Origin of the sequence: Microcoleus sp. S13_B4 (assembly GCF_036700885.1) — a bacterium.
GTDB lineage: Bacteria > Cyanobacteriota > Cyanobacteriia > Cyanobacteriales > Microcoleaceae > Microcoleus.
This window is the reverse complement of sequence record NZ_JAUBPU010000051.1, coordinates 1,998-14,990: the sequence shown is the minus strand read 5'-3', so window position 1 is coordinate 14,990 and position 12,993 is coordinate 1,998. Positions and strand designations below refer to the sequence as shown.

Below are 12,993 nucleotides of genomic sequence, written 5' to 3'. Positions count from 1 at the left end.
TGTCCTAATACTGAATTAACAAGACTTAAAAGATGCAGCGCCACTCTTCCGCCTTATTTTTTGCATTTTTCCTGCTGTTTCCTGTCCGTGCGATCGCCCAAATTCTCCCCGATAATAGCTTGGGTGCAGAAAGTTCGCGCACAGTTGCCGATACGATTAATAACTTACCATCGGACAGAATAGAAGGCGGTGCAACTCGGGGAATAAATTTATTTCACAGCTTACGAGAATTTAACGTGGGTGAAGGCAGAGGAGCATATTTTGCAAATCCTAACGGGATTGCAAATATTTTTACCCGCGTTACTGGGGGCAATCCTTCTAATATTTTAGGTGTGTTGGGAGTCCAAGGAAATGCCAACTTATTTTTACTTAATTCCAAAGGAATTGTCTTTGGTTCTAATGCGAAGTTAGATTTGCGTGGTTCCTTTTTAGCAAGTTCTGCTGATAGCGTAGTTTTCAATAATGGCTATCAATTTAGCAGCAGCAATTCGCAATCAGTACCGCTGTTAAATGTCAATATACCTATCGGTTTAAACTTTCGAGAAAATTCAGGTAAAATCATTAACAATTCAGCAGCACTAGCCTTGAATATACCACAATTACCTCCGGGAATCCCGCCGATTTTCAATAACATGGGCTTAGAAGTTGATCCCGGACAAACTCTTGCCCTAGTGGGGGGAGATATTGAATTAAATCAGGGAAGTGTCACTGCATCTACCGGACAAATTTTGCTGGGTAGCGTCGCTAGTCCGGGGATTGTTGGATTGGGGGCAACGCCATTTGGATTAAGTTTAAACTATGACAATATTTCTAACTTTGGTAATATTGAAATAACCAACGGCTCACTGATAAATACCAGTGGAATCGGTGGTGGCAAAGTCGAGATTCGAGGTGGAAATGTCAACCTCAATAATGGGCGAATTTATGCCCTGACTTTGGGAAATATTGATGGCAGGGCGATCGATATTAACGCTCAAAATTTTCGGGCTCAAGGTGGAACGCAAATCTCCACGCTGACAGCAGGAAGTGGTGCCGGAGGCGCTATCAACATCCGCGCTACCGACTCAGTTGAAACGCTCGGAATTGGATTAGATAACTATAGAGTGTTTGGTGGTAATTATACGGTATCTGGCTCTTTCGACCCTTTTGACCCACAACTTCTGCTGATAACTGGCACTAATAGCATGGGAGCCGCCGGAAACCTCACGATTGATACGGGAAAACTGTTGATAAACAATGGAAGCGCATTGACTACCACCACGTTAGGTGCTGGCAACGCCGGAAATATTACCATCCGTGCCGGGGTTTTAGATATGGTCGCTTCTGCAATCCACAGTGGCCCACTTTTGGGGAGTACGGGTAGGGGAGGAAATATCACCTTTGAGGGAGAACGTTTAACCGTGAGCGATGGTGCTGCTCTGATCAGCCTCGCCCGCGGTGAAGGAGGAGCGGGGAATATCAACATTAAAGCGAATGAATCAGTAGAAGTGCTGCGGACTCCCACTGGAAGTCCCGTAGCAAGTTTAATTGGGTCAACTGCGAGCGGTGTGAATGGGCAAGCCGGGGACATTAATATCGACACGAAGCGGTTGAGGATCTCTGAAGGAGGCGGAATTAGTTTATCTAGCGGAGCAGTTGTGGGCAACCAACCGTTGAATACAACTGGGGGGCCCGGAGGTAATTTGACAGTTAGGGCCACTGAGTCAGTAACAGTCGAGGGTTTTTCTGGAGTTTTGGCCAACGGGAGTCGGAATCCCAGTTTCATCTGCGCTGATGCCAATACTGCTAATCGGGGAGGGAGTATCAACATTTCGACACCTGTACTGACTCTCCGGGATGGAGGAGTTATTAGCACTGCATCTTTAGGCCAAGGAGATGCCGGAAGCATCACGATCGATGCGGGTCGTGTAGAAGTTATTGGGAATGGGGGTCAAGGTGAATTTAACAGTCAAATTCAGACTTCTGTTGGGATTGCATCTGACCTTATAGATCCTAATGCTACGGCTAACGGAGGTTCGTTGAATCTAAATGTCGGGGAATTGATTCTTCGCAATGAAGGAACACTCAATCTGCAAGCTTTGGGATCGGGACGGGCTGGTAACATTAACGTCAAAGCAGATTCAATTTCCCTTGACAACCAAAGCAGCATTGACGGTAGAACGGCATCCGGCCCCGGAGGAAATATTAACCTTGAAGCACGGAATGTCCAGTTGCGCCGAGGAAGCAGAATTACAACTGATGCAAGTATTTCTGATGGTGGCAATATCAACATTAAAAGCGATATTCTGGTTGCTCTCCCTAATGAAAATAGCGATATTACTGCTAATGCGATCTCGGCCCAAGGTGGTCGCGTTAATATCAATGTCCCCAATGTTTTCGGGTTTACATCAGTGACTCGCGAACAGGTTCGAGCGAGTTTGGGATTAACAGATGCTCAATTTGGTGCGTTGCAAGTAAGTCCGACTTCTCTAATTCCTACCAGCGATATTGCGGCTATTTCCCAAAGTAGCGGCCCGGATTTGCAAGGTACTGTAACATTTAGTGCTTCTGGGGTGAATCCGGCTCAAGGTTTAGTGGAACTGCCACAAAATGTTGTCAATCCGGCTGCGTTAATTGCGACAAATCCCTGCATCCAAGGGGCCGAGAGCGAGTTTACGGCTACTGGGAAAGGAGGAGTGCCACCAAGTCCTAATGATGTTCTCAGCAGCAATTCTACCCAGTTTAATTGGGTGGAACCAGCCGTAGGTGAAAGCCAGCAAGTAAAAGGTCAAAGAGCATCCATAGAAGAAATTCGGCCAACAGAAATTATTCCCGCTCAAGGTTGGGTAATGGACGATCGAGGACAAGTAACGCTGTTAGCCTATAATTCTGGTGGTGGTGCATCTATTCGCAGTCCGAAACCGACGGGTGTTTGCGTACCTCGATAGGTACTCTTGAGGTTTTAGCTACCCGATCGCTATTTTTCTAAAATTAAATTAACAAAACTTCAAAGATGCGCTGCCAATCTTCCGCCCTATTTTTTGCATTTTTACTGCTGTTTCCTGTCCCTGCGATCGCCCAAATCATCCCCGATAATAGCTTGGGTGCAGAAAGTTCGCGCACAGTTCCCGACACGATTAATAACTTACCATCGGACAGAATAGAAGGCGGTGCAACTCGTGGCGTTAACCTCTTTCACAGCTTGCGTGAATTTAACATCCGTGAAGGGCGGGGAGCCTATTTTGCCAATCCCAGCGGAATTGCCAACATCTTCACCCGCGTTACTGGTGGCAACCCTTCTAATATTTTAGGAACTCTGGGAGTTTTGGGGAACGGCAACTTATTTTTAATAAACCCAAAAGGGATTGTCTTTGGGCCGAACGCGAGGTTAGATTTGCGTGGTTCATTTTTAGCAAGTTCTGCTGATAGCGTAGTTTTCAATAATGGCTATCAATTCAGCAGCAGCAATCCCCAATCATTACCGCTGTTAAATGTCAATATACCGATCGGTTTAAACTTTCGAGAAAATCCGGGAAAAATCATTAACTCTTCAGCAGCACCAGCCTTGAATTTACCAGAATTACCCGCTGGAATCCCGCCGATTTTCAATAATACCGGTTTAGGAGTTCAGCCCGGACAAACTCTTGCCCTAGTGGGCGGAGATATTGAATTAAATCAGGGAAGTGTCACTGCCTCAACCGGACAAATTTTACTGGGTAGCGTCGCTAGTCCGGGGATTGTTGGATTGGGGGCAACGCCATTTGGATTAAGTTTAAACTATGACAAGATTTCCAACTTGGGTAATATTGAAATGACCAACGGCTCACTAATCAACACCAGTGGAGTCGGTGGCGGGAAAGTCGATATTCGAGGTGGAACTGTCAGCCTCAACGGTGGGCGAATTTATGCACTGACTTTGGGAAATATCGATGGTAGGGGTATCGATATTAACGCTCAACAGTTTCGGGCCCAAGGTGGAACAAAAATCTCCACACTGACAGCAGGAAGTGGTGCGGGGGGCGCTATCAACATCAGCGCTACCGACTCAGTAGAAATGAAGGGGATTGGATTGGCTCTCTATACAGTTTTTGCAGGTAAGTATTTACTATCTGGAACTGTCGCTCCTTTTGACCCACAAATTGTTCTGATCTCTGGCACTACTGGCCTGGGAAATGCCGGAAACATCTCGATCGACACGGGACGATTGCTGATGGACAATGGAACAGCATTGACTAGCGCCACGTTTGCTACTGGCAACGCCGGAAATATTACCCTCCGTATCAGAGACTTCGATCTGGTAGGTTCGGTAATTAACAGCGGCACATTTGCGGGGAGTAGGGGCAGGGGAGGAAATATCAGCTTTGAGGGAGAACGTTTAACGGTGAGTGATGGTGCAGCTCTGATCAGCATCACCCGCGATCGAGGAGCATCGGGGAATATCAACATTAAAGCGAATGAATCAGTAGAAGTGCTGCGGACTCCAGCTCGAAGTCCCGTAGCCACCTTAATAGGCTCAACTGCGGGCGGTGTGAATGGGCAAGCTGGGGACATTAATATCGACACGAAGCGGTTGAGGATCTCTGACGGAGGCGGAATTAGTTTATCTAGCGGATCGGTTGTGGGCAACCAACCGTTCAATACAACTGGGGGGGCAGGAGGTAATTTTACACTTACGGCTACTGAGTCAGTAACAATAGAGGGTATTTCTGGTGTTTTGGCGAACGGGAGTCGCAGTCCCAGTTTCATCTCCGCTGATGCCAACGCTGCTAATCGGGGAGGAAATATGAACATTTCTACACCTGTCCTGACTCTCCGGGATGGGGGAGTTATTTCTACTGCATCTTTAGGCAAAGGAGAAGCAGGAAGCATCACGATCGATGCGGGGCGTGTAGAGGTGATTGGTAATGGAGGTCAAGGTGAATTTAACAGTCAAATTCAGACTTCCGTTGGGATTTCCTCTCGCGTTAGAAATCCCAATGCTACGGCTAACGGAGGTTCGTTGAATCTGAATGTCGGGCAATTGATTCTTCGCAACGGGGGAACACTCAATCTGCAAGCATTGGGTTCGGCACGGGCTGGTAACATTAACGTGAAAGCCGATTCAATTTCCCTTGACAGTCAAAGCAGCATTGACGGTAGAACAGAATCCGGGGCCGGAGCGAATATTAACCTCGAAGCACGGGATGTCCAGTTGCGTCGAGGGAGCAGAATTACAACTGATGCAAGTATGTCTGCGGGTGGCAATATCAACATTAAAAGCGATATTCTGGTTGCTATCCCTAATGAAAATAGCGATATTACTGCTAATGCGATCTCGGCTCAAGGTGGTCGCGTTAATATTAATGTCCCCAATGTTTTCGGGTTTACATCAGTCACTCGTGAACAGGTTCGAGCGAGTTTGGGATTAACAGATGCTCAATTTGGTGCGTTGCAAGTAAGTCCGACTTCTCTAATTCCTACCAGCGATATTGCGGCGATTTCCCAAAGTAGCGGCCCGGCTTTGCAAGGTAGTGTGACATTTGGTTCTTCTGGGGTGAATCCTGCTCAAGGTTTAGTGGAACTGCCGCAAAATGTTGTCGATCCGACTGCGTTAATTGCTGCAAATCCCTGCACGCAACAGGCAGGGAGCGCATTTACCGTCACGGGGAAAGGAGGAGTGCCTCCAAGTCCTAATGATGCCCTCAGCAGCCCTCTACCGCCGTTGCCTTGGGTAGAAGAGGCAGGAAGTTCGGCAACGAGCAATGTAGAGGATTTAACCGATGTAACCGATCGAGGGAAGAAGGAAGAAGGGAAAATCCCCGATCGGGAAGTTGTTCCGGCGCAAGGTTGGGTGGTGAATGCGAAAGGGGAGGTAACGCTTGTTGGATATAATCCGGGTAATGCTGGTGACTCTCGCAATCCTCGGCAGAATTCTGGTTGTGTGCCGCGTTGAAATTAGGTTTCTTTTAACCACAGATGTAGGGGGATTAACGCGGATTAACGCAGATCAATAATAAGATGTATTTGGGTTAGTTAGTATGTGTGTCTGCGGCTGTAATTTTATTTTATAAATATGAAGTTTACCCGATCGCTCCGGCAAGTAATTCTGTTATTTGTGATTTCCTGTCTGCTAGCAGTTGCGATTCCTCCCGGCGTTGCTCAGGTTAATCCACCACAAGCGGTGCAGCTTGTCCGACAAGCTCGAACTCTGTACCAAGAGGAACGCTTTTCGGAAGCTGTACCGTTGTTGCAGCAAGCGGCGGCGGCGTTTGAGGCAAAAGGCGAAAATCTCGATCGCGCCACAGCTTTGAGCAATTTAGCTGCAACCTACGGGCAGTTGGCGCTTTGGGAAGAAGCAGAAAAAGCGGTAAATTCGAGTTTGTCGGCTGTGCGAACACAGGCAAAAACTCCCGAACAGCAGCGGATTTTGGCTGAAACTCTCAACATTCAAGGACAGTTGCAACTCGAACGGGGGCAGACTCAAGATGCGATCGAGATTTGGACGCAAGCTGCTCAAATTTTCGAGCAAATTGATAGAAAGAACCAACTTTTTCAAGTTCAAATTAATCAAAGTCGGGCTTGGGAAATTCTCGGACTTTACCCCAGGGCTTGCAAAATGCTGTTAGCTTCTTTCAAGCTGGAAAACCAAACTTGCGAAGTTTCGGCAGCGGGTTTTGAAACTTTGAAAAATCAGCCAGTTTCCCTCGAACAAGTCCGGGCAATTCATGCTTTAGGGCGGGTATTGCGGGTTTTGGGACAACTGGAACGATCGCAGGATGTGCTGTCGGTTGGACTCGAAGCAGCCCAAAAATTAGGTGCTCGGCCAGAGGAGGCTGCAATTTATCTCAATCTGGGCAATACGGTACGGGCTAAAAGCAATAAACCTGGTTTGACACCCAAACAGCGGGCTGATTTGGAACGGTTAGCCCTAGAGTATTATGCTCGATCGACGGGGGCGATGCCAGAGCGATCGCTTTTACAAATTCAGGCGAAGTTAAACCAATTGAGTCTTTTAGTCGATCGCAAAGATTGGTCTGAAGCGGAGGTTTTGTGGCGTTCCATCGAACCTCAAGTCGCTCAATTTGGGTCGAACCGCGCCGGACTTTACGCTTACATTAATCTAGCTCAAAGCTTGATGAAATTAGCTCAGTCGCCTGCGAAAACTTTGAGTTTAAGCGATATTGACCAAATGCTCGATCGCTCTGTCGAACCAGCAAACAGTTTGGGCGATAAACGAATACAAGCTTATATTCTGGCAGCGAAAGGCAAACTATCGGAAATCCAACAGCAGTATCAGAAAGCGGAAAATTTCACAATTCAGGCTTTGAGTTTAGCGCCGGCGTTTCAATCTCCCGATATTGCTTACCAATTGTTTTGGCAACTTGGACGGATTCGGAAAGCTCAGGGAAATACAGAAGGGGCGATCGTTCAATATACTCAAGCTGTGAATCTACTGTCATCTCTGCGGGGCGATTTGGTAACAGTCAATCCCGAAGTGCAATTTTCGTTTCGGGAAAGTGCCGAACCGGTTTATCGGGAATTAGTCGGACTGCTTTTGCAAGAGGAATCTCCCAGTCAAGCTAAATTGAAACTAGCGCGCCAAACGGTGGAATCTTTGCAGTTGGCAGAATTGGACAACTTTTTTCGGGATGCTTGCGCTGATGCTAAACCAAAGTCGATCGAGGAAATTGATCCTACAGCGGCGGTGATTTATCCGATTATTTTGAGCGATCGTTTAGAGGTAATTTTATCGATTCCCGGCAAACCCCTGCGCCGCTACACTACTGTGAAGTCTCAAGCTGAATTGGAAACTGCCTTCAGACAAGCCAAAAATACCATCAGGCCTGCTTCTTTCCCCCGCAACAGGAGGCAACCGGTTGAACAGGTTTATGACTGGTTAATCCGTCCCGCAGAGGCGGATTTGACCGCCGCCGGGATTAAAACCCTGGTATTTGTGCTCGACGGTTACTTGCGGAATCTGCCGATGGCGGTGCTCCACGACGGTGAAAAGTTTTTGGTAGAAAAATACAGTATTGCTTTGGCGCCGGGATTGCAATTGCTGGCACCGAAACCGCTGAACAAAGTCAAGTTAAGAGTGCTTACCGCTGCCCTCTCCGAAGCGCGTCAAGGCTTCTCGGCTTTGCCGGGAGTGAAGGAGGAAATTCAACAAATTGCAGCCGAGATGCCGGCGAGTTCGCTGCTGAATGAAGATTTTGTCAGCGGGCGGTTGCACGATCGAATTAAAGCTTTGTCTTACCCGATCGTGCATTTGGCAACTCACGGTCAGTTTAGCTCGAACGCGGCGGATACTTTTATTGTGACTTGGGATCAGAAAGTGAATGTTAAGGAGTTCGATCGACTGCTGCGAGCCCGCACTGGGGAGAGACAACAGCCGATCGAACTTTTGGTTTTGAGTGCTTGCGAAACTGCTTCGGGGGATAACCGCGCGGCTTTGGGTTTGGCGGGGGCGGCAATTCGATCGGGTGCCCGCAGCACCGCCGCCACCCTTTGGCAAGTCAACGACGAATCGACAGCTATCTTTATGACTGAGTTTTACCGGCAGCTTGCTTCTTCTAAAACCAGCAAAGCTGAAGCCCTCCGCAACGCTCAATTAACTCTGTTGAAAAACCCACAGTATCAAAATCCCTATTTCTGGGCGCCTTTCGTGCTAGTGGGGAATTGGCAATAAGGCAGGCGATTTGGGATTTGAGATTGTGGATTTTAGATTGGGAAAGACTGATGCTCTATTCGTGTTGGTTTTTTGTTAAAGATTGTAAACTGTTAACGAGTGCTTTCTGCATCTAATATTTTTTCGAGGAGTCCCATGAAGCAACTTTTGATTGCTGAGCGCTTTTGCCTAATTGCCCACGTCTTGTCAATGGCTTTTGGATTGGCAGGGTTGCTGCTGATTTTACCCCGTCCCGAATTGGTGATGAGTTTGCCACCAGCAGGGCAAACGCTATTCCAGTGGGGGATGGCTGGGGGTGGAGTAGTTTATATCATCTTTGGTGCTGCAGCGGTTGCTCTCTATGCCTTGCGGACGTTGGGTTGGGGTGCAACTCTGGGTTTTTTAGTGCCTTCTGTGTTTTTGTCCTTGAGTAGCGAGTTGTTGGGAACGAGTACGGGTTTTCCCTTCGGCCACTACCACTATTTGAGCGGTTTGGGCTACAAAATTGCAGGGTTGGTTCCGTTTACAATTCCTCTGTCGTGGTTTTATCTGGGACTGGTTTCATACATAATTGCTCGCGCTGGAGTAGCTGGCGGTAAAGGTGAACTCAACTGGGTGCGCCAAATAGGGGCGATCGCCCTTGGTGCTTTGCTGCTAACAGCTTGGGATTTTGTACTAGATCCGGCGATGAGTCAAACTTCTGTGCCTTTTTGGGAGTTTGAGGAACTTGGGGCTTTCTTTGGGATGCCTTACCGCAATTTGGCTGGCTGGATGGGTACGGGGGCGCTATTTATGTCTGTAGCAGCTTTCTTGTGGAGAAAAACACCGATTAAATTAGAGCGATCGGAATTGGGTTTGCCCTTAATTGTTTATTTGGTAAACTTTGCTTTCGGAGCAATTATCACTGTAACTTCCTTGGATTCTCGGTTCTGGTTCCCGACATCGTTAGCGGTGCTTCTGGGTGTAGTTCCGGCGATCGCGTTAAGCTGGATCGCTAAACCCGCAACAGGTGACGTAACCGAAACAATGCCGTCTTTGGATACATCTGTTCTCACGGCTGAAATTCCACCTCAGCCGGTGGGCGTTTTGCGTAAGTGAGTTGCTAGTGAGCAACCCCGGCTGATTTAGCAAAAATTTACACTAAATTTTGAGCTAGTTTAAAAACCCGGTTTCTACAAGAAACCGGGTTTTTCAGTGGCGATTTTTTCATTCGCAATTCCTGTAATATGTTTGAGGTCAAAATTTTATTGAATTTTTTAAATTGATATCAGTTATCAAAAAAATCAACTGTAAATAAGCTCCCAACCCATATCCTAATAAGGTTCAGATAAGACCGATCCCCCCTAGCCCCCCTTAAAAAGGGGGGGACAAGAACTTACTCAAAGTCAACCCCTACTCCCCTTCTTAAGGGGGATTTAGGGGGATCTCCGGGGAATTAACAGTGTTAACTGAACCGTATTGACCCATATCCAGTCAGTCATTCCCAATTCTTCAATTCTTCAATAGTATGGTTTTGCTGATCGCCCCTCACCTCTTCTCCCAATCGCTGACAAGTATCATCCCTGTCGCACTCTTGCTACTGCAATTGCCCGCCGCCGCAATTCTGATGTCGCGTCTGATTAAAGGCCCATCGCGCATCCCGCCCCTGGAACCGGATTCGCCGACGCTGGATTTGTTAGGTTCTTGTACTGCGGTAGTACCGACTTTGAACGAAGCCGATCGAATTGCGCCTTGTTTGGAAGGATTGAGCCGCCAAAGTTACGAACTCCGAGAAGCGATCGTCGTTGACAGCTATTCGGTAGACGGAACCGGAGATTTAGTCAAAGCAGCAGCAGAAAAAGACCCCCGGTTTCGCTTGATTAACGACGATCCGCTGCCGGCGGGTTGGGTAGGGCGTCCCTGGGCTTTGCACACGGGTTTTTTGGCAAGTTCCCAGAAGTGCGAGTGGATTTTGGGGATAGATGCGGATACTGTGCCGCATCCGGGTTTGATTGCGAGTTTGCTGAAGACGGCGGCTGCTGGAAATTACGATTTGATTTCGCTGTCGCCGCAGTTTATCCTCAAGTATCCGGGGGAGTTGTGGCTGCAACCTGCTTTGTTAATGACTTTGGTTTATCGCTTCGGGCCGACGGGCACTGGCGGGGATGTGCCGGAACGGGTGATGGCGAACGGTCAGTGTTTCTTGTGTAAGCGCGAGGTTTTGGTGGCATTGGGGGGCTATGAGGTCGCGAGGGGTTCGTTTTGCGATGATGTGACTTTGGCTCGCTATGCGGCTGCTAAGGGCTTTAAGGTGGGCTTTTTGGATGGGGCTAAGGTGTTGAAGGTGCGGATGTATGAGGGGGCGATCGAGACTTGGAATGAATGGGGTCGATCGCTCGATTTGAAAGATGCTGCTTCGGGCGGTCAAATCTGGGGCGATTTGTGGCTGTTGCTGGCGGTTCAAGGTTTGCCGGTGCCGATTGTGTTGTGCTATTTGCTGTTTGGTTCGTTGCCGCCGGTTGGTGTATTTCCGCACTTTTGGCTGTTGGGATTGAATGTATTTTTGGTTGCTGTGCGATCGGCTTTGTGTTTCGCGATCGCTCCTTCCTACGATACAACTGGGGCATCGGGTAAATGGCTGTTTTGGCTGTCACCTTTGGCCGATCCGCTGGCGTTTTTGCGAATTCTAATTTCTGCTTTAAATCAGCCTACTCAGTGGCGCGGCCGGAAGTATGAATAATCGTTAAATTTTTGCTAGACCTTTTAAAATTGGTAGAAGTGCGATCGCCCTTTTGTATCGAAGGGGCGATCGTACTTTTCTTGATTTCCTAAATCAGCAGGAAATTAGCAGATGTAATCGCATTGGCACTCACTCCAATCATTACACCTAACTCTTCCCCTGTCAAGAGATTCTTGATGAGAGTTCCCTGAGTATTTTGAGTTATTTCTAACTGACCAAAACTCAAACCTCCGGTTAGTGCGATCGAATCTTGACCGATTGTAAAATCAGCAATAACATCAAATCCTTGACCAGCTTTTAAGGCAAAGATATCGTTGCCGCTACCGCCAATCAAACTATCATTTCCCACGCCTCCGTCAAGGAGATCGTCGCCTTTCCCACCCGTGAGAGTATCATTACCTTGACTACCAAGGATGATGTCGTTACCTTTGCCTCCATATAAAACGTCATTATCCTTGCCGCCATCGATGAAGTCATTATCCTTGCCACCATAAAGGATGTCATTGCCTTTGCCGCCATATAACGAGTCATTGCCTTTGCCTCCGAAGATTAAATCGTTGCCCGACTCGCCAAGAACGATGTCGTTTCCTTCTTCTCCATAGAGGATGTCGTCACCTTTGCCTCCGGTGATGAAGTCGTTGCCTTGATTGCCATTAAAGATGTCGTTGCCGGCACCACCATATAAGTTGTCATCCCCGGATTGGCCATCAAATATATTGCCGTTGTTAGTGCCGAGAAATTCATCGTTTTGGGCAGTGCCTCTTTGAATTCCCGATACACCAAGTATGGTGTTTTCAACTGCATTGGGTTGGTTTAAAGTTGGTGTCGGAGTTGGTGTTCCCGATGGGGTCGGTGTTCCCGATGGGGTCGGTGTTCCCGATGGGGTCGGTGTTAACGATGGGGTCGGTGTTAACGATGGGGTCGGTGTTAACGATGGGGTCGGTGTTAACGATGGGGTCGGTGTTCCCGATGGGGTCGGTGTTCCCGATGGGGTCGGTGTTCCCGATGGGGTCGGTGTTCCCGTTGGCGTTGGTGTTCCCGATGGCGTCGGTGTTAACGATGGCGTCGGTGTTAACGATGGCGTCGGTGTTAACGATGGTGTCGGTGTTGCCGTTGGTGTCGGTGTTGCCGTTGGTGTCGGTGTTGCCGTTGGTGTCGGTGTTCCCGATGGGGTCGGTGTTCCCGATGGTGTCGGTGTTGCCGATGGTGTCGGTGTTACCGATGGTGTCGGTGAGGGCGCGGGTACAGGTGCAGTATCGTTGTCGGTGATGGTGAAACTACCTGTGGTAGTGGTTCCTAATTGAAGGCCTGCCGATGGATTGCTAATGGTGAGGTTGGCAGTTTCCTCAATTTCGGCGATTTGGTCGTCGGTAATGGTGAAGGTGACTTGTCCGCTGGTGGCGCCATTAGCGATGGTTATTTGGGTGGGAATGGTGCCGGTGAAATCAGCAGCCGTGGCAACTCCTGTTAAGGCGAGGTCAACGGTTTGGTTGCCGGCTACAGGTGCGGCGGCGGTGGCTGTGACGGTGATGCTGGTTGTGCCGGCTTCGGTGCCGGTGGTGGGAGTAACAGAGAGGTTGACCTTGGGGAAGTCGTTGTCAGTAATCGCAATATTTTGACTGGTGTTGGCTCCCAACAATATCCCAGC

General features: G+C 48.5%; 6 protein-coding genes. 5 read left to right on the top strand and 1 reads right to left on the bottom strand.

The window, feature by feature from the left end; all coding sequences use genetic code 11:
• The first annotated feature begins 32 nt into the window (after positions 1 to 32).
• The 5 genes from QT994_RS21275 to cruG all read left to right on the top strand — a co-directional run bounded on the left by QT994_RS21275 (position 33) and on the right by cruG (position 11,345).
• A complete protein-coding gene (locus tag QT994_RS21275; protein WP_333177869.1) occupies positions 33 to 2,927 on the top strand; it encodes a two-partner secretion domain-containing protein in 2,895 nt (964 codons plus the stop codon).
• 65 nt (positions 2,928 to 2,992) lie between these two features.
• Positions 2,993 to 5,911, top strand: coding sequence for a two-partner secretion domain-containing protein (locus tag QT994_RS21270; protein WP_333177867.1), 2,919 nt, complete (start codon positions 2,993 to 2,995; stop codon positions 5,909 to 5,911).
• 120 nt (positions 5,912 to 6,031) lie between these two features.
• The gene (locus tag QT994_RS21265) at positions 6,032 to 8,647 is read left to right on the top strand and encodes a CHAT domain-containing protein (protein WP_333177864.1); all 2,616 of its coding nucleotides are present in this window, start codon (positions 6,032 to 6,034) and stop codon (positions 8,645 to 8,647) included.
• A gap of 135 nt (positions 8,648 to 8,782) precedes the next feature.
• Positions 8,783 to 9,724, top strand: coding sequence for a gamma-carotene 1'-hydroxylase CruF (gene cruF / locus QT994_RS21260; RefSeq protein WP_333177862.1), 942 nt, complete (start codon positions 8,783 to 8,785; stop codon positions 9,722 to 9,724).
• Positions 9,725 to 10,133: 409 nt separating this feature from the next.
• Positions 10,134 to 11,345 carry a 2'-O-glycosyltransferase CruG gene (gene cruG / locus QT994_RS21255; protein ID WP_333177861.1) on the top strand — a complete coding sequence of 404 codons (1,212 nt, stop codon included), beginning with the start codon at positions 10,134 to 10,136 and terminating at the stop codon, positions 11,343 to 11,345.
• Between the two features lie 88 nt (positions 11,346 to 11,433).
• On the opposite strand, the gene QT994_RS21250 is transcribed toward cruG, so the two are convergent.
• Positions 11,434 to 12,993, bottom strand: a 1,560-nt coding sequence (locus QT994_RS21250) for a calcium-binding protein (protein ID WP_333177859.1), incomplete at its 5' end; no start/stop codon positions are given.